At 75.8% G+C, this 20,558-nt stretch carries 22 protein-coding genes; 16 read left to right on the forward strand and 6 right to left on the reverse strand.

Annotation, left to right across the window (positions count from 1 at the left end; translation table 11 throughout):
* The first annotated feature begins 60 nt into the window (after nucleotides 1–60).
* The 8 genes from KDL28_RS27725 (at nucleotide 61) to KDL28_RS27760 (ending at nucleotide 7,076) form a co-directional block, all read left to right on the forward strand.
* Nucleotides 61–891: a helix-turn-helix transcriptional regulator gene (locus tag KDL28_RS27725; protein WP_372497089.1), complete on the forward strand. Its 831-nt coding sequence runs from the start codon at nucleotides 61–63 to the stop codon at nucleotides 889–891.
* Nucleotides 888–2,315: a Fe-S cluster assembly protein SufB gene (gene sufB / locus KDL28_RS27730; RefSeq protein WP_252443178.1), complete on the forward strand. Its 1,428-nt coding sequence runs from the start codon at nucleotides 888–890 to the stop codon at nucleotides 2,313–2,315. Before KDL28_RS27725 ends, sufB begins: the two co-directional genes overlap by 4 nt.
* Nucleotides 2,312–3,511, forward strand: coding sequence for a Fe-S cluster assembly protein SufD (gene sufD / locus KDL28_RS27735; protein WP_252443180.1), 1,200 nt, complete (start codon nucleotides 2,312–2,314; stop codon nucleotides 3,509–3,511). The genes sufB and sufD overlap by 4 nt, the downstream gene beginning before the upstream one ends.
* Before the next feature lie 55 nt (nucleotides 3,512–3,566).
* Nucleotides 3,567–4,340, forward strand: a complete 774-nt coding sequence (gene sufC / locus KDL28_RS27740) for a Fe-S cluster assembly ATPase SufC (protein ID WP_252443182.1) — start codon at nucleotides 3,567–3,569, stop codon at nucleotides 4,338–4,340.
* Nucleotides 4,340–5,635, forward strand: coding sequence for a cysteine desulfurase (locus KDL28_RS27745; protein ID WP_252443184.1), 1,296 nt, complete (start codon nucleotides 4,340–4,342; stop codon nucleotides 5,633–5,635). The genes sufC and KDL28_RS27745 overlap by 1 nt, the downstream gene beginning before the upstream one ends.
* A complete protein-coding gene (gene sufU / locus KDL28_RS27750) occupies nucleotides 5,635–6,132 on the forward strand; it encodes a Fe-S cluster assembly sulfur transfer protein SufU (RefSeq protein WP_252443186.1) in 498 nt (165 codons plus the stop codon). The genes KDL28_RS27745 and sufU overlap by 1 nt, the downstream gene beginning before the upstream one ends.
* Entirely contained in the window at nucleotides 6,129–6,557 is a 429-nt protein-coding gene (locus tag KDL28_RS27755) for a metal-sulfur cluster assembly factor (protein ID WP_252443188.1), read from the forward strand. Before sufU ends, KDL28_RS27755 begins: the two co-directional genes overlap by 4 nt.
* Before the next feature lie 165 nt (nucleotides 6,558–6,722).
* Entirely contained in the window at nucleotides 6,723–7,076 is a 354-nt protein-coding gene (locus tag KDL28_RS27760; RefSeq protein WP_252443190.1) for a VOC family protein, read from the forward strand.
* A gap of 31 nt (nucleotides 7,077–7,107) precedes the next feature.
* On the opposite strand, the gene KDL28_RS27765 is transcribed toward KDL28_RS27760, so the two are convergent.
* Nucleotides 7,108–8,946: a hypothetical protein gene (locus tag KDL28_RS27765; protein WP_252443192.1), complete on the reverse strand. Its 1,839-nt coding sequence runs from the start codon at nucleotides 8,944–8,946 to the stop codon at nucleotides 7,108–7,110.
* 199 nt (nucleotides 8,947–9,145) lie between these two features.
* On the opposite strand from KDL28_RS27765, the gene KDL28_RS27770 reads away from it, so the two are divergent.
* From KDL28_RS27770 to KDL28_RS27790, 5 genes are all read left to right on the forward strand, one after another.
* Complete coding sequence (locus KDL28_RS27770; protein ID WP_252443194.1) at nucleotides 9,146–10,435, forward strand: sensor histidine kinase; 1,290 nt, start codon at nucleotides 9,146–9,148, stop codon at nucleotides 10,433–10,435.
* The gene (locus KDL28_RS27775; protein ID WP_252443196.1) at nucleotides 10,432–11,100 is read left to right on the forward strand and encodes a response regulator; all 669 of its coding nucleotides are present in this window, start codon (nucleotides 10,432–10,434) and stop codon (nucleotides 11,098–11,100) included. Before KDL28_RS27770 ends, KDL28_RS27775 begins: the two co-directional genes overlap by 4 nt.
* 64 nt (nucleotides 11,101–11,164) lie before the next feature.
* Nucleotides 11,165–11,947, forward strand: a complete 783-nt coding sequence (locus KDL28_RS27780) for a TetR/AcrR family transcriptional regulator (protein WP_252443198.1) — start codon at nucleotides 11,165–11,167, stop codon at nucleotides 11,945–11,947.
* A gap of 78 nt (nucleotides 11,948–12,025) precedes the next feature.
* Nucleotides 12,026–13,537 (forward strand): amidohydrolase family protein, encoded by a 1,512-nt coding sequence (locus KDL28_RS27785; protein ID WP_252443200.1) that lies wholly within the window; start codon nucleotides 12,026–12,028, stop codon nucleotides 13,535–13,537.
* 85 nt (nucleotides 13,538–13,622) lie between these two features.
* Complete coding sequence (locus KDL28_RS27790; RefSeq protein ID WP_252443202.1) at nucleotides 13,623–15,083, forward strand: aromatic amino acid ammonia-lyase; 1,461 nt, start codon at nucleotides 13,623–13,625, stop codon at nucleotides 15,081–15,083.
* Between the two features lie 21 nt (nucleotides 15,084–15,104).
* Here the strand turns inward: KDL28_RS27790 and KDL28_RS27795 are convergent, their stop codons facing one another.
* Nucleotides 15,105–15,671 carry an ATP-binding protein gene (locus KDL28_RS27795; protein WP_252443204.1) on the reverse strand — a complete coding sequence of 189 codons (567 nt, stop codon included), beginning with the start codon at nucleotides 15,669–15,671 and terminating at the stop codon, nucleotides 15,105–15,107.
* 164 nt (nucleotides 15,672–15,835) lie between these two features.
* Nucleotides 15,836–16,291, reverse strand: coding sequence for an STAS domain-containing protein (locus KDL28_RS27800; RefSeq protein ID WP_252443206.1), 456 nt, complete (start codon nucleotides 16,289–16,291; stop codon nucleotides 15,836–15,838).
* A 176-nt stretch (nucleotides 16,292–16,467) separates the two neighbouring features.
* On the opposite strand from KDL28_RS27800, the gene KDL28_RS27805 reads away from it, so the two are divergent.
* Entirely contained in the window at nucleotides 16,468–16,878 is a 411-nt protein-coding gene (locus KDL28_RS27805) for an ATP-binding protein (RefSeq protein WP_252443208.1), read from the forward strand.
* Nucleotides 16,879–16,884: 6 nt separating this feature from the next.
* On the opposite strand, the gene KDL28_RS27810 is transcribed toward KDL28_RS27805, so the two are convergent.
* Nucleotides 16,885–17,655, reverse strand: a complete 771-nt coding sequence (locus KDL28_RS27810; RefSeq protein ID WP_252443210.1) for an SGNH/GDSL hydrolase family protein — start codon at nucleotides 17,653–17,655, stop codon at nucleotides 16,885–16,887.
* Nucleotides 17,656–17,779: 124 nt separating this feature from the next.
* Here KDL28_RS27810 and KDL28_RS27815 point away from each other — a divergent pair, with 124 nt between their 5' ends.
* Complete coding sequence (locus KDL28_RS27815) at nucleotides 17,780–18,514, forward strand: dienelactone hydrolase family protein (RefSeq protein ID WP_252443212.1); 735 nt, start codon at nucleotides 17,780–17,782, stop codon at nucleotides 18,512–18,514.
* A gap of 29 nt (nucleotides 18,515–18,543) precedes the next feature.
* Here KDL28_RS27815 and KDL28_RS27820 read toward each other — a convergent pair whose 3' ends face one another.
* Both KDL28_RS27820 and KDL28_RS27825 read right to left on the reverse strand, forming a co-directional pair.
* Nucleotides 18,544–19,428 carry a glycoside hydrolase family protein gene (locus tag KDL28_RS27820; RefSeq protein WP_252443214.1) on the reverse strand — a complete coding sequence of 295 codons (885 nt, stop codon included), beginning with the start codon at nucleotides 19,426–19,428 and terminating at the stop codon, nucleotides 18,544–18,546.
* A gap of 119 nt (nucleotides 19,429–19,547) precedes the next feature.
* Nucleotides 19,548–19,904 carry an STAS domain-containing protein gene (locus tag KDL28_RS27825; protein ID WP_252443216.1) on the reverse strand — a complete coding sequence of 119 codons (357 nt, stop codon included), beginning with the start codon at nucleotides 19,902–19,904 and terminating at the stop codon, nucleotides 19,548–19,550.
* 304 nt (nucleotides 19,905–20,208) lie between these two features.
* Between KDL28_RS27825 and KDL28_RS27830 the strand changes: the two genes are divergently transcribed.
* Nucleotides 20,209–20,475 (forward strand): hypothetical protein, encoded by a 267-nt coding sequence (locus KDL28_RS27830; RefSeq protein WP_252443218.1) that lies wholly within the window; start codon nucleotides 20,209–20,211, stop codon nucleotides 20,473–20,475.
* Nucleotides 20,476–20,558 lie beyond the last annotated feature (83 nt).

A 20,558-nucleotide genomic window follows, 5' to 3' on the forward strand; every position in this document is an offset into this window, starting at 1 on the left:
TGCTCACCCGGCGGCGGGGTCGGTTTGCATGGTCGCCGGTAAATAGGAAACACTGGTGTTGTGAAAACAGGCGAGGTGCGTGCGCAGGCGCCGGGCGACGTCGTGTCGTCCGGGGTCGGGTCCGCCCACCCCGCCGACGGGCGCACCCGGGAGGCGGTGGCCCGCCTGCTGATGGAGCGCGGCCCGGTGGCCGCGGCCGAGGTGGCCGAGGAGCTCGGGCTGTCCGGGCCCGCCGTGCGCCGCCACCTCGACGCCCTCATCGCCGACGACGAGGCGCAGGTCGCCACGCCGGTGCGGCGCGGCCCGCGCGGCCGGGGGCGCCCCGCGCGCCACTACACGCTCACCGACACCGGCCGCGCCCGCTTCGGCCACGGCTACGACGACCTCGCCGTCTCCGCGCTGCGCTACCTGCGCGAGCACGGGGGCGAGCCCGCGGTGCGCGGCTTCGCCGCCGCGCGGGTGGCCGAGCTGATCGGCCCCGGCGGCCGCCAGCAGATCACCTCGGCGCGGGGGCCCGAGGCCAGGGCGCACGCACTGGCCGGGGTGCTCACCTCGCGCGGTTACGCCGCCCAGGCCCGCGCGGCGGGCGCCGGGGTCCAGCTCTGCCAGCACCACTGCCCGGTGGCCCGCGTCGCCGCCGAGTTCCCGGAGCTGTGCGAGGTCGAGACCCGCGCGTTCGCCGACCTGCTCGGCACCCACGTGCAGCGGCTGGCCACGATCGCCAGGGGCGACGCCGCGTGCACCACACACGTCCCGCAGCCGGCTCCCGAACCCCGGCGGCGCGGCCCGGACCCCCGCACCAGGGGGCCGGACGGATCCACGCCCGAGATACCCGCGCAACCCACCACGACCCCGACAGCAGGATCCCCGATAGGGAGGCAGTCCGAATGACGACCACTCCTGAGGCACTCACCCAGGAGGAGACGCTCGCGACGCTCGGCCGCTACGACTTCGGTTGGGCCGACTCCGACACCGCGGGTGCCACCGCGCGCCGCGGCCTGTCCGCGGACGTGGTTGCCGACATCTCCGCCCTCAAGAACGAGCCGCAGTGGATGCTCGACTTCCGCCTCAAGGCCCTGGGCCTGTTCGAGCGCAAGCCGATGCCGCGCTGGGGCGCCGACCTCTCCGGCATCGACTTCGACAACATCAAGTACTTCGTGCGCTCGACCGAGAAGCAGGCCGCCACCTGGGACGACCTGCCGGCCGACATCAAGAACACCTACGACAAGCTGGGCATCCCGGAGGCCGAGAAGGCCCGCCTGGTCTCCGGTGTCGCCGCGCAGTACGAGTCCGAGGTCGTCTACCACCAGATCCGCGAGGACCTCGAGCAGCAGGGCGTCATCTTCCTCGACACCGACTCCGGGCTGCGCGAGCACCCGGAGCTGTTCAAGGAGTACTTCGGCTCGGTCATCCCGGCGGGCGACAACAAGTTCTCCGCGCTGAACTCCGCGGTGTGGTCGGGCGGGTCGTTCATCTACGTGCCCCCGGGCGTGCACGTCGACATCCCGCTGCAGGCCTACTTCCGGATCAACACCGAGAACATGGGCCAGTTCGAGCGCACGCTGATCATCGTCGACGAGGGTGCCTACGTGCACTACGTCGAGGGCTGCACCGCGCCGATCTACAAGTCCGACTCGCTGCACTCGGCGGTCGTGGAGATCATCGTCAAGAAGGGCGGCCGCTGCCGCTACACGACGATCCAGAACTGGTCGAACAACGTCTACAACCTGGTCACCAAGCGGGCCAAGGCCGAAGAGGGCGCGACCATGGAGTGGGTCGACGGCAACCTCGGCTCCAAGGTCACGATGAAGTACCCGGCCGTGTGGCTGATGGGCGAGCACGCCAAGGGCGAGGTCCTGTCCATCGCCTTCGCCGGCGAGGGCCAGCACCAGGACGCCGGGGCCAAGATGGTCCACCTGGCGCCGCACACGTCCTCGACGATCATCTCCAAGTCGGTGGCCCGCGGCGGCGGCCGCACCTCCTACCGCGGCCTGGTGCAGGTCAACCCGAAGGCGCACCACTCGCGCTCGACGGTCAAGTGCGACGCGCTGCTGGTCGACACGATCAGCCGCTCGGACACCTACCCCTACGTCGACGTCCGCAACGACGACGTGACGATGGGCCACGAGGCCACCGTCTCCAAGGTCAGCGACGACCAGCTCTTCTACCTGATGAGCCGGGGCCTGACCGAGGACGAGGCGATGGCCATGGTGGTCCGCGGGTTCGTCGAGCCGATCGCCCGCGAGCTGCCGATGGAGTACGCCCTGGAGCTGAACCGGCTCATCGAACTGCAGATGGAGGGCTCGGTCGGATGACGGTCCCCGACACCGCCCCCGAGGTCGCCGGCCTGGCTCCCGAGCTGGCCGGCGCCAAGGAGGGCCAGGGTTCCAAGCCGCTGGCCTCGGCCAGCGAGCGGTTCACCGCCTACGACGTCGAGGCCTTCGAGGTCCCCGGCGGCCGGGAGGAGAACTGGCGGTTCACCCCGCTGCGCAGGCTGCGCGGGCTGCACGACGGCGCCGCGTTCGACGGCACCGCGCAGATCGCGGTGTCGTCGGGGGAGGGCGTGACGGTCGAGACCGTCGGGCGCGACGACGCCCGCATCGGCGAGGGCGGCGTCCCGGCCGACCGGGTCGCCGCCGCGGCGTGGTCGACGTTCCGCGAGGCCACCGTGGTCACCCTGGACGGCACCCCGGCCCCGGTCACGATCACGGTGACCGGCCCCGGCCATGGCGCCACCGCGGCCGCGCACCTGCAGCTGCGCACCACCCCGCACGCCGAGGCCACCGTGGTGGTCGAGCAGCGGGGCTCCGGCGCGCTGGCCGACAACCTGGAGGTCGTGCTGGCCGACGGGTCGCGGCTGAACCTGGTGGTCACCGAGGAGTGGGCCGACGACGCCGTGCACGCGGGGGCCCAGCACCTCTCCATCGGCCGCGACGCCGTGCTGCGGGCGACCTCGGCATCGCTGGGCGGCGACCTGGTCCGGATCACCCAGACGGTGAAGTACCGCGGCCCCGGCGGCGACGCCGAGCTGGCCGGGCTGGGCTTCGCCGACGCCGGCCAGCACCTGGAGCAGCGCCTGCTGGTCGACCACGCGGTGCCCGACTGCACGTCCAACGTGATCTACAAGAACGCCCTGCAGGGCGTGGCCGGCACGCCGGACGCGCGCACGGTGTGGATCGGCGACGTGCTCATCCGGGCCGCCGCGGAGAACACCAGGACCTTCGAGCTCAACCGCAACCTGGTGCTGACCGCGCACGCCCGGGCCGACTCGGTGCCCAACCTCGAGATCGAGACCGGCGAGATCGCCGGTGCCGGGCACGCCAGCGCCACCGGTCGCTTCGACGACGAGCAGCTGTTCTACCTGCAGAGCCGGGGCATCCCCGAGGACGTGGCGCGACGGCTGGTCGTGCGCGGCTTCTTCGGCGAGATCCTCGCCCGGATCACCGTCCCGGAGCTGCGCGCGCGGCTCGAGGACGCGATCGAGGCCGAGCTCGCGGTCACCGGCTCCTGACGGCGCCCACCCACCACAGACGACAACGCACACGGACTACGGAGCACCCACAGACATGTCCACCCTGGAGATCACGGGCCTGCACGTCAGCGTCGCGGCCGACGGCGGCGCCAAGGAGATCCTCAAGGGCGTCGACCTCACGGTCCGCTCCGGCGAGACGCACGCGATCATGGGCCCGAACGGGTCCGGCAAGTCCACGCTGGCCTACGCGATCGCGGGTCACCCGAAGTACGAGATCACTGCGGGCAACGTCACGCTGGACGGCCAGGACATCCTGGCCATGACCGTCGACGAGCGCGCCCGCGCCGGCCTCTTCCTCGCCATGCAGTACCCGGTCGAGGTCCCCGGCGTCTCGATGGCCAACTTCCTGCGCTCGGCGGCCACCGCGGTGCGCGGCGAGGCGCCGAAGCTGCGCACCTGGGTCAAGGAGGTCAAGGGCGCGATGAGCGACCTCGACATCGACCCCGACTTCGCCGAGCGCAGCGTCAACGAGGGCTTCTCCGGCGGGGAGAAGAAGCGCCACGAGGTGCTGCAGCTCTCGCTGCTCAAGCCCAAGTTCGCGGTGCTCGACGAGACCGACTCCGGCCTCGACGTCGACGCGCTGCGGGTGGTGTCCGAGGGCGTCAACCGCTTCCGCGCCGACGGCGACGTGGGCGTCCTGCTGATCACCCACTACACCCGGATCCTGCAGCACATCCGCCCGGACGTGGTGCACGTGTTCGCCGGCGGCAAGGTCGTCTCCACCGGCGGCGCCGAGCTGGCCGACGAGCTGGAGCGCAACGGCTACGCCCGGTTCACCACCGGCGCCCCTGCCGAGGCCGGGGTCTGATGACGGCGGTCGAGGCGCCCGCCTCCCGGAACGGCACCGCCGCGCTGGACGTGGCGGCGGTCCGGGCCGACTTCGCGATCCTGTCGCGCACGGTGCGCGACGGGAAGCCGCTGGTCTACCTCGACTCCGGCGCCACCTCGCAGCGCCCGCGCCAGGTGCTCGACGCCGAGCGGGCCTTCCTGGAGCAGCACAACGCCGCCGTGCACCGCGGCGCGCACCAGCTGGCCGAGGAGGCCACCGACGCCTACGAGTCGGCGCGGGCGCGGATCGCCACCTTCGTCGGCGCCGACCCGGCGTCGCTGGTGTTCACCAAGAACGCCACCGAGGGCATCAACCTCGTGGCCTACGCGATGAGCAACGCGGCCACGGCGGGCCCGGAGGCGGCGCGGTTCACCCTCGGGCCCGGCGACGAGGTCGTGGTCACCGAGCTGGAGCACCACGCCAACCTGGTGCCCTGGCAGGAGCTGTGCCGGCGCACCGGGGCCACGCTGCGCTGGTTCTCCGTCGGCGCGGACGGCCGGCTCGACCTCGACAGCGACCCGATCACCGAGCGCACCAAGGTCGTCGCGTTCGCCCACCAGTCCAACGTGCTCGGCACGGTGCTGCCGGTGGCGGAGCTGGTCCGGCGGGCCCGCGCGGTCGGCGCGCTGACCGTGCTCGACGCCTGCCAGTCGGTGCCCAACCGGCCGGTGTCGTTCACCGCGCTGGACGTCGACTTCGCGGCGTTCTCCGGGCACAAGATGCTCGGCCCGTCCGGGGTCGGGGTGCTCTACGGGCGGTCCGACCTGCTGGCGGCCATGCCGCCGTTCCTCACCGGCGGGTCGATGATCGAGATGGTGCGGATGGAGGGCTCGACCTACGCCCCGCCGCCGCAGCGGTTCGAGGCGGGCGTGCCGATGACCTCGCAGGCCGTCGGGCTCGGCGCGGCGGTCGACTACCTCAGCGGCATCGGGATGGACGTCGTCGAGGCGCACGAGGCGGCGCTGACCGGCCGCGCCCTGGACGCGCTGGGCGAGGTGCCCGGCGTGCGCGTCGTGGGTCCGACCGACCTCGCCGACCGCGGGGGAGTGGTGGCGTTCGTCGTCGACGGGGTGCACGCCCACGACGTCGGGCAGGTCCTCGACGACCGCGGCGTGGCCGTGCGGGTGGGCCACCACTGCGCGTGGCCGCTGCACCGCAGGTTCGGCGTCGCGGCGACGGTGCGGGCGAGCGTGCACGTGTACAACACGCCCGCCGAGATCGACGCCCTGGTCGACGGGGTGCGCGCGGCGCAGAAGTTCTTCGGGGTGGGTTGATGCAGCTCGAGCAGATGTACCAGGAGATCATCCTGGACCACTACCGGTCGCCGCACGGCGCCGGCCTGCGCGACCCGTTCGACGCCGAGTCGTTCCAGATCAACCCGACCTGCGGCGACGAGATCACGCTGCGGGTGCGGCTGGACGGGGGCAGGGTCGCCGAGATCTCGCACGAGACGCTGGGCTGCTCGATCAGCCAGGCGTCGGCCTCGGTGCTCACCGACCTGGTGGTCGGGCGCAGCGTCGAGGACTCGCTGCGGGTGCTGACCGCGTTCCAGGAGATGGCCCAGGGCCGCGGCCAGGTCGAGCCCGACGAGGAGGTCCTCGGCGACGGGGTCGCCTTCGCCGGGGTGGCCCGCTACCCGGCCCGGGTGAAGTGCGCCCTGCTGGGCTGGATGGCGTTCAAGGACGCCGTCGTGCGGGTCGGCGGCACGGACCGGGGTGCGGCGGAGCAGAACGGCACGGCCGCGACGAGCGACGGGAAGGACGCGACATGAGCGAGACCGAGACGCAGACCGGCACCACCACGGGTGCCGCCGCCGAGGACGGGGTGGTGCGCGGTGCGGCCGGCATGCCCGAGCCGTCGGCGGCGACCGCCGGGTCGCCCTCGACCGACGACCTCGAGGAGGCCATGCGCGACGTGGTCGACCCCGAGCTCGGCATCAACGTCGTCGACCTGGGCCTGGTGTACGGCATCCGGGCCGAGGGCGGCGTCGCCACCATCGACATGACGCTGACCTCGGCGGCCTGCCCGCTGACCGACGTGATCGAGGAGCAGGCCCGGGCCGCGCTCGTCGGCGCGCCGGGCAGCGGCCTGGTGGACGAGATCAAGATCAACTGGGTGTGGATGCCGCCGTGGGGTCCCGACAAGATCACCGAGGACGGCCGCGAGCAGCTGCGCGCCCTGGGTTTCCGGGTCTGACCGACCGGCCCGACCCGCGACGAGCCGCCGCCCCACCCGGGGCGGCGGCTCGCGCCGTCCGGGGCTCCCCGGGTCCGGTTCCCAGACGTGCAAGCCACCGGCGGCCGCCGCGGCGATGCTGGCGGCACCCGCGATCCCCGGACCGGGCAGGAACAGGAGCAGCACATGCGCGCCAACCGCATCACGACCAACCTCCGGGTGGCCGACCTCGACGCGGCCAAGGGCTTCTACACCGACTTCCTCGGGCTGAGCACCGAGGAGTTCTCGTTGGGGTGGGTGGCCCGCTACACGTCCCCGGAGACCGGGGCGCACGTCCAACTCGTCACCCGCGACGCCACCGCCGCCGAGGACGCGGTGATCTCCGTGCACATCGACGACGTCGACGCCGCCCACGCCGAGGCCCGGGACCGGGGCCTGGAGATCGTGCACCCGTTGACGACGGAGGCCTGGGGCGTGCGCCGGTTCCTGGTCCGGGCCCCGGACGGCAACGTCGTCAACGTCGTGCAGCACCGCGACTGAGCCCGCCGCCAACGACCAGTGACCGGGGCCGCTAGGCAGGCGTCCGTGGTCGGCGGACCAGCACGGCCTCGAAGCCGTCCTGGTGGGCGAGGTCGTAGCGGCCCGAGGCCACCAGCTCGGCCACGAGGGCGCGGCTCCAGCCCGGGGGCCGGTCCTGCAGGTAGACGCCGAGCTTCTCGGTGGAGGTGAACACCACCAGCAGGTCCGGCGGTTGGGCCTCCAGGCAGGGCAGCGGGTCGCTGCCGGGCTCGTCGCAGCCGTCGACGGCGCCGCCGCGCCCGTGCTCGACGATGCCGGCCAGGCCGGCCGGGCCCGCGGCGTTGAGGGTCCCGATCCGGGCGCCCGGCGGCGCGCCGGCCAGCACCTGCCGGTAGAGGGCGACCTCGCTGGGCAGCACCGCCTGGTAGGCCTCGTTGCCCCCGCGCACCAGCACGAGGGTGGCGGCCATGACCGCCATGGCCACGGCCATCGCGACCTCGGCGGGCCGCCACCGGCGGACCAGCGCGCGCAGGGCGTCGGTGCCCAGCACGACCAGCACCGGCAGGGCGTAGAGCACGATCCGCAGCAGCGCCTCGCTCCCGTAGCCCTGCACGATGATCCCCAGCGGGATCACCGCCAGGCCGAACGGGACGAGGTCGCGGCGGCGGTGCCAGTAGGCCAGCGCGCCCGCCGCGCCCAGCAGGTAGCCGAACACGGCCAGCGCGATCCGCAGCGCCTTGACCGTCGTCTGGCCGGTGTCGCCGGCCAGCCGGTCGGTGACACCGGCGTCGATGGCCTCGGCGGCGCTGCCGTCGCCGACCAACAGCGCCAGGTTGCCCAGCCACCACTCGCGGTTGCCCACGAAGACGTACAGGAGCAGCGCGAGCAGCCCGACCAGCACGATGCCGCGGCCCCGGAAGCGCCCGGCCACGGCGAGCAGCGCGAGCTGGCCGAGCAGGGCCACCGGGGTCAGCTGGTGCTCCACGACCACCGCCACCACGCACACCACGAGGCAGCCCCAGATCAGCAGCAGCTGGCGCGGGGGCAGCGCGGGCCGGTCCGGCGGGGTCAGGGCGGCGACCAGCCGGCGCCGGGGCAGCGGCGGGCGGGGCGCGCCGGGGCGGGGCGCCGGCCAGCCGGGGACGCCGGCCGGGTCCACCCTGCGGGTGGCCAGCGGACCGAGCACGAACGTCAGCACGGTGAGCTGCAGGACGACGGCCTGGGCCTGCGGGGAGAAGTAGTCCTGCTCGATCCAGTCCATCCCGACGAACAGCCACGCCGCCACCCACGGGGCCCGGGTGCCGCCCAGCACCGAGCGGGCCAGCGCGAACACGCCGGTCGTGGTGACCAGCACCGCCACCGGCGGGAACCAGCGCAGCACCGTGTCGAGGTCCGCGGCGCCGCCGGCCTCGCGGAACCACGCCCACTGGGCGAAGAACGCCGGCCACCAGAACCGGGTGTCCAGCTCGCGCGGCGGGACGCCGTCGAGCACGACCATCGCGTCGACGTACCCGGCGTGGGTCCACGCGGTGCCGAACCGGGCCGTCGACTCCACCACCGACGGCAGGCCCGTGGTGCACAGCACCAGGACGGCGGTGGCCGCGGTGAGCACGGCCGCGCGGGGGCGGCGCGCCCGCAGTTCGAGGACGCAGGCCAGCACCGCGCACAGCACCGCCGCCCACGCCGCCGGGCCCAGGACACCGGCCAGCCCCCAGCCGTCGAGCGCGCGCAGGTCGGTGGTGGCCGCGGCGACGGGGAGCAGCGCCACCGCCGCCACCGCGGCGGTGGGGGAGGCGACGCGCCGCAGGCCCGGGGGCCCGGGGCCGGTCGTCGACGTCGGCGCCGGCAGCGCGGTCGTCGTGGTGCGCTCCGCACCGATCGCCGGAAGCACCCGGGTCGGCGGCCCGTCCGCGCCCGATGGCCGGGACCGCCCTGGTCGTTCCTGCCGCACGGTCGCTCCCCCTGCTCGACGAGTGAGGGCCGAAAGCTAGGTCGGCGGCGGGGGGCGCCGCTTCGCCCGCGCGGCGGGACCGGGCGGTCCGGTCAGGGCGTGCGGGCGGGCCCGGTCTCCCTCGCGCGACGGAGGGCGGATGGTCCGCGCGACGGAGGGCGGCGGGCGCGGGCATCGCTACCATCCGCTCGTCATGGTCACCGAGCGCGCAGTGCGCACCGAGCGCGCGGCAGTGGCCGAGCGGCTCGGCCGCGCCCTCCGGCTCCTGCGGTCCCCGCTCGTCGTCGACGTGGCGCTGGTCGTCGCGCTCACCGCGCTCGCCGTGGCCTCCGAGATCGGCGTCGTCGCCCCGGCCGCGGCGCCCGACGAGTTCGTGCCGGGCGATACCGAGATCGTCGTGCGGGCGCTCGCGCTGACCGGGCCGCTGCTGCTGCGCCGCCGCTTCCCCTGCGCGGTGCTGGCGATCAGCGCGGCGCACTTCGTCGTCTACTGGGCGGTCGGGCTGGCCCACGAGGTGGTCGCCTGGCTGGTCGTCGGGGTGGCCGTGTTCAGCGCGGCCGCCTACGGGGTGCCGCGGTGGGCCCGGGTCTGGGTGGCGGCGGCCTCGGTGACCACGACCCTCGGGCTGCTGGCCAAGACCGTCGTCGTCGGCGGGGCGGCGCCCGTGCAGGTCGTCGTGTTCGCGGCCAACAACGCCCTGCCCTACGTGCTGGGCTGGTCGCTCGGGCTGATGACGCGCAGGTTGCGCGAGGGGCGCGCCGAGCTGGAGGAGCGCAACCGCGAGCTCGGCCGCGAGCGCGAGCGCAACACGCGCCGGGCGGTGCTGGAGGAGCGCGTGCACATCGCCCGCGAGCTGCACGACGTCGTCGCCCACCACGTGGCGGTGATGGGCATCCAGGCCGGGGTCGCCCACCGGTTGTTCGACGCCGAGCCCGCGGAGGCGCGGGCGGCCGTGGCGGCCGTGCAGGCCGGCAGCCGCCAGGTGATCACCGAGCTGCAGCAGCTGCTGGGCATGCTGCGCGAGCACGACGACGCCGGGCGGCCCGGTCGGGAACCGGCGCCGGGCCTGGACCAGCTCCCGGACCTGGTGGCCAGCGTCCGCCGGGCGGGGCTGCCGGTCGAGCTGGTGGTGCTGGGCGGGCCGGCCGGCCCGGGCCTGGAGCTCTCGGCGTTCCGGATCGTGCAGGAGGCGCTGACCAACAGCCTCAAGCACGCCGGTGCCGCCGCCGCCACGGTGACCGTGCGCTGCGTCGACGGCGCGGTGGAGGTGGAGGTCCTCGACGACGGCCGCGGCCCCGCCGCCGCCCCGGGGCGCGGGCGCGGGCTGACCGGCATGCGCGAGCGGGTGGGCCTGCACGGCGGCCGGCTCGAGGTCGGGGCCCGCGCCGGGGGCGGGTTCCGGGTGCACGCCGTGCTGGGTCGACCGTGACCGGGCCGGCCCGGCCGACCCGGGTGCTGCTGGTCGACGACCAGGCCCTGGTGCGCCACGGCTTCGGGCTGATCCTGCGCAGCGAGCCGGACATCGAGGTGGTGGGCGAGGCCGAGGACGGCGCCAAGGCCGTGGAGGCCGTGCGCCGCCACCGCCCGGACGTCGCGCTGGTCGACATCCGGATGCCGGTGCTCGACGGCCTGGAGGCGACCCGCCGGATCCTGGCCGACCCGCACAACCGCAGCAAGGTCCTGATCCTGACGACCTTCGACCACGACGAGTACGTCTTCGAGGCGCTGCGGGTGGGCGCGAGCGGGTTCCTGCTCAAGACGGCATCGCCCGACGAGCTGGTCACCGCGGTGCGGGTGGTGGCCCGCGGCGACGCGCTGCTGTCCCCGTCGATCACCCGCCAGGTCGTGCGGCGCTTCGCGCGGCTGGTCCCGCGCCCGCCCGCCCCGGAGCTGGACCGGCTCACCGCCCGCGAGCTGGACGTGCTGCGGCTGGTGAGCCGGGGGATGACCAACGGGGAGATCGCCGCGGAGCTGGTGCTCAGCGAGGCCACGGTCAAGACCCACGTCTCCGGGATGCTGACCAAGCTCGGGCTGCGCGACCGGGTGCAGGCCGTGGTGTTCGCCTACGAGAACGGCGTCACCGCCCAGGGATGAGCCCGCCCCCGGCCGGGGCGGATCCGGGTCGACCGGTCCGGGCCCGGTGGGTGAGACTCGGCACGTGGCCCGCCGCGCCGACCCGACGCCGGACGTCCCCGGCACCCGCCTCCCGCCCGAGCTGCACCGCGTGTGGGGGGTCGCGCCGCCGCCGGCCACCCGCGGGCCGCGCGCCGGCTTCGGCGTCGAGCGGATCGTGGCGACGGCCGTCGAGCTCGGCGACGCGCGCGGGCTCGCCGCGATCACGCTGACCGGGGTGGCCCGCGGGCTCGGCGTGACGACCACCGCGCTCTACCGCCACCTCGACTCGCGCGACGAGCTGCACGTGCTGGCCCGCGACCACGCCCTCGGCCGACCCGACCCGGAGCCGCCCGGCGGCTCCTGGTCCGCCGGCGCCGCGGCGTGGGCCCTCGCGTTGCGCGCCCGGTACGCGGCGCACCCGTGGCTGGCCGACCTGCCGGTGCGCCTGCCGGTCACGCCGAACGCGCTGGCCTGGTTCGACGCGCTGCTGGGCGTGCTGCGCCGCGGGCCGTTCGACCCGCCCGGGCGGCTGCGGGCCGCCGCGCTGCTCGACGGCCACGTCCGGGCGGCCGCCGTCGCCGCCCGCGACCTCGCCGCGCCCGGCCCGCCGCTGCAGCCCGGATCGGCGCTGGTCGCGACCCTGGGCGCGCTGCTGGCCGAGCGCGGGCTGTCCCGGGCCGCCGCGGTGGTCGACGCCGGCCTGTACGGCGAGCCCGCCGGTCACGGCACCGACGACGACTTCCGCCACGGGTTGGACACGATCCTGGCCGGTCTCGCCGCGCGGGCCGGGGAAACTGTTCACGGGGGAGCACCGCACCCGGGTTGACGGGGTCGCACCAGCGCCGTCCCGGCCGCGCCCGATGAGCATCGACGCGGTCGGGAACGGACGGATGCGAGGTACGGGATGCGGAACGGGACGAGCCGGCGGGCCCTCCTGAAGGGCGGGCTGGCGATCGGGGCCGGGGTGGTGGTCGGGGCGTGCGCCCCACCGGCCCCGGCGGCACCGCCCCCGGGCGGGGCGACCGCGATCACCGGGGTGACGGTGGTGGACGCGACCGGGGTGCGGCCCGGCAGCACGGTGCTCGTGGTGGGCGAGCGCATCGCGCGGGTCGGCCCGGCCGCGGAGGTCGCCGTGCCCGCCGGGGCGACCCGCGTCGAGGGCGCCGGGCGGTTCCTGATCCCCGGCCTGGTCGACGCGCACGTGCACAGCGTGCCGCTGGAGCGCACGTTCCCGCCGCTGTTCCTGGTCAACGGGGTGACGACGGTCCGCGAGATGGGCGGCTTCCCGCAGGCCGCGCAGTGGCGCGACCGGGTTGCGGCCGGTGAGGCGCTCGGGCCGCGCTCGGTGGTGTCCAGCACGATCCTCGACGGCTCGCCGTCGCTGTGGGAGGGGATCGGGGTGCCGTTCCGGTCGGTCGCCGACGCCGGGCAGGCCCGGGCCGCGGTGCGCGAGGAGAAGGCGGCCGGGGTCGACTTCATCAAGACCTACACCCGGCTGGGCCGCGAGGCATTCGCGGCGATCGCCGACGAGTCCCGCCGCCAGGGCATCCCGTTCCTCGGGCACTGTCCGGACCTGGTGCCGGTCACCGAGGCCAGCGACGCCGGCCTGGCCACCCTGGAGCACCTCTGGCAGCTCTGGTACGCCACCTCGCGCGATGAGGCCCGGCTGCGCCGGGCCGTCGCCGGGGTCCCGATCGCCGGGGGCGAGTACGGGGGCTGGTACGCCGAGATGCACGCCGTCGAGTACGCCGCGGCCCGCAGCACCGACCGGTCGAAGGCCGCGGACGTCTACGCCCGGCTGGCGGCCAACGGCACGTTCGTCACCCCGACGCTGAGCGTGCACCGGGTGGCCGACGTGCCGGCCGACCTGCGCCGCGACGACCCCCGCCTGGCGTACCTGCCGCCGGCGTACGCGCAGAGCTGGCCGGTGCAGCTCGAGCAGGTCTACCTGCAGCGCCGCACGCCCGAGACCGACGCGCAGCGTCGCGAGCTGTTCGACCGCCGCCACGACCTGGTGGCCGAACTGGGCGCCGCCGGCGTGCCGCTGCTGGCCGGCACCGACACCGGCACGGCCTACCTGCTGCCCGGGTTCGCGCTGCACGAGGAGCTGGCGCTGCTCGTGCGGGCCGGGCTCACCCCGGCCGAGGCGCTCCGTGCGGCGACCCTCGAACCCGCCCGCCACCTGGGCCGCGAGGCGGACCTGGGGACCGTCGAGGAGGGCAAGGTCGCCGACCTCGTGCTGCTGGACGCCGACCCGCTGCGCGACATCGCGAACACCACCCGGATCGACTCGGTCGTCGCGCGCGGCTGCCTGCTCGACCGCGCCGCCCGCGACCGCATGCTCGACGACGTGCTCGCCGCCGCGCAGGAGCCGACCGCGCCGGTCGTGGCCCCGGCCTGCCCGTGCCACCGGTGAACCCCGCGGTGGCGGTCGACCCGGTCGGCGTGACGTGGCGCTCCGACCGGTGCGCCCGGCGCCCGCGCGGGGAGATCATGCGGCGGTGACCGGCCGACCCGAGGTGCTGATCGACGGCGCCCGCCTGCGCTGCGCCGACATCGTCCGGATCGCCCGCGGGGGCGACGGCGTCGAGCTGGACGCGGGGGCCCTGCACCGCGCGGGCCGGGCGCACGAGCTGGCCGTGGAGATCAGCGCGAAGCGCGCGGTGTACGGCCGCACGACCGGCGTCGGCGCCAACCGGCACGTGGTGGTCGACCCCGACGGCGCCGACGAGCACGGCCTGCGCCTGCTGCGCAGCCACGCCAGCGGCGTCGGCAGGCTGCTGCCCGCCGACGCCGTCCGGGCCCTGCTGGTGATCCGGCTCAACCAGCTGGCCGCCGCGGGCAGCGGCGTGCACCCGCGGATGCTGCTGGCGCTGCACGCCGCCCTGAGCGCCGGCGCGCTGCCGGTGGTGCACTCGCGCGGGGCGATCGGCACCGGCGACCTCACCGCGATGGCCGAGGTCGCGCTCACCCTGGCCGGTGAGCTGCCGTGGGCGGTGGGCGGGGTGGAGCCGGTGGCGGTCAGCCCCGGCGACGCGCTGGCCTTCATCTCCAGCAACGCCGCGACCCTGGCCCAGGCCGTGCTGGCCTGGCACGACCTCGGGGTGCTGCTGAGCGCCAGCCACGTGGTGGCCGCGCTGTCCTACCTGGCGCTGGGCGGCTCGCCGGAGGCGTTCTCGCACCGGGTGCACGTGCGCCGCCCGTTCCCCGGCTCGCTGCGCTGCGCCGCCGAGATCCGGGCGCTGATCAGCCCGGTCACCGGGGCGCCGCCGCCGGGGCGGCGGCTGCAGGACCCGTTCGGCCTGCGGGTGTTCCCCCAGGTGCAGGGACCGGCGCTGGACGCGCTGGACGCGCTGGAGTCGGTGCTGGCCATCGACGTCAACGCGGCAGCGGAGAACCCGCTGATCGACATCGACGAGGAGGCCGTCGACCACCACGGCCACTTCGCCACGCCCTACCTGGCGCTGTCGATGGACCACCTGCGGGCGGCGGTGCACCACGTGGCCGAGCTGTCGGTGGCCCGCCTCGGCGACCTCGTCGAGCCCGAGCTGACCGGGCTGCCCCCGTTCCTGGCCGCCGGGCCGCCGGGCAGCTCCGGGATCATGATCCTGGAGTACGTCGCGCACGACGCCCTGGCCGAGATGCGCCACGCCGCCGCCCAGGTCACCACGGGCACCGCGGTCATCTCACGCGGCTTGGAGGACCACGCCAGCTTCGCCACCCAGGCGGTGCGCAGCGCCGCGGCGGTGACCGGCGCCTACCGCACCCTGCTGGCCTGCGAGCTGGTCGGGGCCGTGCGCGCGCTGCGGATGACCACCGAGGCCCTGCCGCCGGTGCCCGCGGTCGCGATCTTCCACCGGCTGGCCGACGAGCTGCCCGGGGCGCCGACCGACCACCCGCTCGGCGAGGAGATCCGCCGGGCCGAGGCCCTGCTGGACGACCTGCCCACCTCGACGGCCTGACGTCAGTGGTCCCCGCGACCACTATTCGGGCCACTCGGTGGCGACCTCGGCCCAGACCACCTTGCCCGGTGGTGACGGGATCCACCCCCACCCACCGGACAGCCCGTCGACCAGCAGCAGCCCGCGCCCGCGGTCGCGCGCCGGGTCGTGCGGGCGGCGCCGGGGCTGCTCGGGGGAGCCGTCGTAGACCTCCACGCGCACCGCGTCGCCGCGCAGCTCCACGGCCAGCCGGACGGGCGCGCGGCCGTGCTCGGCGGCGTTGGACACCAGCTCGGTGACCACGAGCAGCGTGGGCTCGGCCGCCTCCCCGGTCAGGCCCCACTCGTCCAGGACGACGGCCAGCCTGCCCCGCACCACCGGCACCGCATCGGCCAGCGGCTCGGACTCCCAGCCGGTCGTCCAGCGCGGACCCGCCCGCGCCCCCTCCCGGCGCGGCCGCCGCATCCGGCGCAGGCGCATGCCGGTGCCGGCGACGAGCGCGAGCACGGTCACCTCCAGCAGGATCGCCAGCGGCAGGGCGACCAGCGCCATGGCGGCCAGCCCGAGCACCGCGAGCGCGACCACCAGCAGCGCGACGACGGTGGGCACGACAGCCCGTCGGACCCACCTCACGGCGACCCGCCGACCGGGCTGCTGCGCCGTGGTGGCATCGGGCTGGCCCTCCTTCTGGCGGGACGAGCGGTGGGCGGCGGCCGTGATCGGCGGGCGCTGACCACGAACTACCCGCACCGGAGCCCATCGACTCCTCCGGCTCAGCGGGGCCGGTCGTCCTCGCGCCCGGCCGGGACGAGGGCCTCGTCGGCGGTGGGGAACCAGGGCACCGCCTGGTCGACGCCGGTGATGTCGAGCGGGCGGGTGACGCGCCGGTTGTCCGGGCCGGTCACCCCGCGCAGCACCGTCCCGGCCGCCTCCGCGGCGCGGGCGCCCTGCACGACGACCTCCAGCCCGCGCGAGCCGAAGAACGTCACGGCGGCCAGGTCGAGCACCACGACCTCGGTCCGCGTGCTGCGCAGCAGGCCCTGCAACTCGCCGCCGACCGCCTCGGCCTCCAGGTTGTCCAGCTCGCCCGCCACCGACAGCACGGCCACCGAGCTGCTCGGCCACCACGTGCGCAGCCGCAGCGTGCCGGTGCCGACCGGCTCGACCCAGGTGGACCCGGGGGGTCCGGCCCGGTCGTGGTCGGGCGGGGTGTCGCCTGGAGGGGGCAACGGGGTCCTTCCCTGCACGGCACCGGGCAGGTGCGCGCCGTGTCTCGGCGGTCTCGGTCCCGGCGTCGGGACGCGCCGATTATGACGCGGGTGGCATCCGGGCGCATCCCGGTCCCCGCCGTGGGGGGACGGGCACGACCGGATTGGGGGCCGTCCCCGTCGGGTAAGGACGGGGCGTGACGGAGGGGCTGCGGATCGTGCTCCGGGCGGGTGCGCGCTCGCCCGCCCAGGCCCGCCGGGTCGTGTCGGGGTGGATGGCCCGGGTGTGCGGTCGGGCCGCGCCGTGCGACCTCGCCGACGACCTGGTCTTCGCGGTCAGCGAGGCCGTCACCAACTGCATCGACCACGCCTACCGCGACCGCGCGCCCGGCGAGATCCGCGTCGAGGGCAGCGTGAGCGCCCCCGCGGGCGGGCCCCGCGCGGTCACGGTGGCGGTGAGCGATGACGGCGCCTGGGTGGAGCCCGACCACGACCCGGGCTTCCGCGGGCGGGGCGTGGAGATGATCCGGGCCTCGGTCAGCTCGCTGACCATGGTCGCCGGGCGCTGCGGCACGACCCTGACGATGACCCAGCAGCTGGGCTGCTGAGCGCCCCTACCCGAGCAGCACCCGCACCGGGGCCAGGGTCGCCTGCTTGGGCTCGCGGCCGTCGCCCGACGAGCGCCCGCGCAGGCGCCTGCCCACCCACGGCAGGACGTGGCGGGTGTAGTAGCCCGCCGCGCCGTGCGCGGTCGGGGTGCCGGCGCCGTGCGGGACGTCCCGCAGGTCCGCCGGCACCTCGACGCCGAGCGCGCGCAGGACGTTGCCGGCCACCCGGCGGTGCCCGGCGGGACCCAGGTGCAGCCGGTCCGCCGACCACGGCTCGGCCTGCCGGAGCCGTTCGTCGTGCCAGTTGTCGACGAAGGTGACCCCGGGCAGGTCGACCGTCCAGGCGCGCACCGCGTCGGCGAGGGCGTCGCCGCGGCGGCGGACGGCCCTTCCCAGCGGCAGCCGCGCGGTCGGGTCGGCGCCGGTGACCACCAGCACGTGCGCCCCGTCGTCGACGGCCCGGGCGGTGGCCCGCCGCATCGCCTCGGACAGGTCGTGGACCGAGACCCGCGGGCGCAGCAGGTCGTTGCCGCCGCCGTTCAGGCTGATCAGGTCCGGGCCCATGGCCCGGGCGGCGTCGAGCTGCTCGCCCAGGATCGGCGCGAGCAACCGCCCGCGCACCGCCAGGTCGGCGTAGAGCACCGGCTCGCCGACCGCGGCCTGCAGGCCGTGCGCGACGAGGTCGGCCCAGCCGCGCACGGTGCCGTCGGCGAGCTCGTCGCCGACCCCCTCGGTGAAGCTGTCGCCGATCGCGACGACGCTGCGGTACGGGTGCACCCGCTCCTCCTCCGGTCCACGTGTGGTGATCGCTGCGGTGATCGCTGTGGGCGATCCTCGCGGTGCGCGGGCACCGCGGTCGATAGCGTGGCGCCACCGGCGACATCCTGGGACGGGAGGCGGAATGCCGCGCACTGGCGTGACCATCGGCACCGTGGACGGGGAGTGCGCGGCGACGCTGCACACCGCGTCGGCCGGCGGCGCGCCCGCCGTGATCCTGTTCCCGGACGCGGCCGGCGTCCGGTCGACGTTCCTCGTCATGGCCGACCGCCTGGCCGGGCTCGGCTACACCGTCCTGCTGCCCGACGTCTACTACCGCACGCCGTTCGCCCCGTTCGACCCGGCCACGGTGTTCGACGACCCGGACGAGCGGGCCCGGCTGGGCGCGCTGGTGCGGGGCCTCACCCCGGACATGGTCGTGCGGGACGCCGGCGCGTTCCTGGACTTCCTGGCCGGGCGCCCGGAAGCGACCGGCGAGGTGGTCGGCACCACCGGCTACTGCATGGGCGGGCGCACCTCGCTCACCGTCGCCGGGCACCACCCGGAGCGGGTCGCCGCGGCGGCGTCCTTCCACGGCGGCAACCTCGCCGCCGCCGACGACCCGGCCAGCCCGCACCTGCTCGCCGACCGCATCCGGGCCACCGTCCTGGTCGCCGCGGCGCGCGACGACCGCTCATTCCCCGCGGAGCAGCACGAGCGGCTGGAGAAGGCGCTGACCGGGGCGGGCGTGCGCCACCGCATCGAGACCTACCCGGCCGCGCACGGGTTCGCGGTGCCCGACAACGCCACCTACGACGCCGACGCCGACCACAGGCACTGGGCGGCGCTGGCCGAGCTGTACGGCGCGGCCCTCGGCTGAGGGCCCACGCGGCCGCGTCGGGCGGCCCGTCAGCAGGCCGTGGCGAGTCCCCGGACCGCGGGGCCGTCGACGGTCCAGGGCCGCGGGCCGCCGTGGCGCAGCCGCAGCCGGAACGCCAGCGCCGGGGGATCGGTGCGCCGGGGCAGGCGCGCGGCCACCCGGCCCGCCCGGACCCGGTAGCCGTCATCGGCGAGCACGGACGCGAGGTCGAGCAGGAGGTGGCCGGTGTCCGGGTCGGCGTCGCCGACCTCGGCGGCCTCCTCGACCAGCTCGCGGGAGCGCGTCGAGCCGGTGGCCGCGACGTGCCGCACGAGGAAGGCCGCCGCCTGCGGGGTCGGCGGGGAGTCCGCGGCGTGCAGCGCGGTCGCGGTGGCGTCCGCGGCCCGCAGCGCCGCCCGCACGCCCAGCACCCGGCCGGCGGCCAGCAGGACGAGGCCGGCCCCGGGGTCGGCCACCCCCTCCCGGATCAGCTCGTCGACGCACTCGCGGACGCGGCCGCGCGAGCGCGGGTCGCGGTAGGCCAGCCACAGCCGCAGCTGGGCCAGCCCGACCCCGGGGCAGCGCGTCGGGACGGCGGGGGCGAGGGCCAGTGCGCGCCAGCCCAGCGCCTTGTCGTCGACGGCGCGGGCCGCCTCCACCAGCGCCCAGGCCGCACCGGAGGCGCCCGCCGGCCCGGGGACCGGGGGTGCGCCGCGGCCCAACGACCGCTCCAGCGCCGCGGCCGCCGTCCGCGTCGCGGAACGAAGATCCCGCCCGCCGCGAACGGTCGCGGCGCGGGCCAGCAGCATCACGACGTCGGGGGAGACCTCCGCCGTGCCGAGCGCGGTCGCGGCCACCAGCCGGGCGAGGCCGGTGTCGAGCGCGGTGTCGACGGTGTCGACGGTGTCGAGTGCCGGCTTGCGGACGGCGGCCACGGGTTCCTCCTGCGCGGACCGGGGTGTGCGGTCACGCAAGAGCCTCGCCGGGGCCGGGGCCCGCGGTAATCACCGCGAGGGCGAGACCGGTCTCGCCGCGGGTAAGGGTCTTCTCACCCTCAGGCGAGTACCGGTCCGGCGTCGGCCGTGGTGGGGTCGTCGACCTCGTCGAGCACCTGCTCCACGCGCAGCGGCAGGGCACCGCGGCGGTCGGAGACGCCCCCGAGCACCAGCGCCGAGCCCGCGGCGGCGCACCGGTCGCGGACCCGCAGCAGCACGGCCACGCCCTCGGGCTCGAAGTGCCGCACGCCCGACAGGTCGACGGTGAGGGAGCCGGCCGCGGAGCGGGCCAGCACGCCCTCGCAGAGGCGGAGGAGCCGCGGGGCGCTGACGGCGGTCAGCTCCCCGACGACGTGCACGACGGGTGCGCCTTGGGACGAGTCCACGGCGAGCTGCATGAGGTGCCACTGATCCATGACGAGCGCTTCTCCTCCGGCGATCGGGACGGCGTCGGCCGATCTGAAGGGTCGACCCGGCGGCGGGCGTCGGGTCGCCACGCCCACGCGGGCGGCGTGGACGTTCCCGGGAGTACCCGGTGATCGCCGGGGCGAACGTGTCCGCCGCAACATCGCCCCGGCGGGGGCGGCGCTACCAGCAGCCGAACGGTGGGGGCGGACACACGCTACGTAGCCGGCCAGCGTCCATCGGCATGGACTACGCGGCGGTGCGCCAGGTGTTCGTCGGTCCGGTCCCGCCCAGCCCGCCCGCACCGCGCGCACCGTGCTGCCGGTCGGCCTGGGGGTCGTCCTGCTGGTCACGCTGCTCGTCGCGCTGACCTCCGGCGACGGCTCCGGCTACCTCGGCTCCTCAGACCCAGGCTCTGACGACACCGGCTCTGACGACACCGGCTCTGACGACACCGGCTCCGGCGCCGGCGGGTCGGGCGGCGGCACGTCGTTCTACGACGGCGGCTCGATCACGACCACCGAGGACGGCGAGCTGATCTACTCCGACACCGCAGGCAACGGCTTCTCCACGGGCGGCTGAGGCAAGGCGGGGTGCTCCGCGCCCGTGCCGACGTTGCATTTCCTGCAATGATGCACGACGTGCAAAGTGCTGTGTAGCCTGGC

Source organism: Pseudonocardia humida (genome assembly GCF_023898865.1).
GTDB classification, from domain to species: domain Bacteria; phylum Actinomycetota; class Actinomycetes; order Mycobacteriales; family Pseudonocardiaceae; genus Pseudonocardia; species Pseudonocardia humida.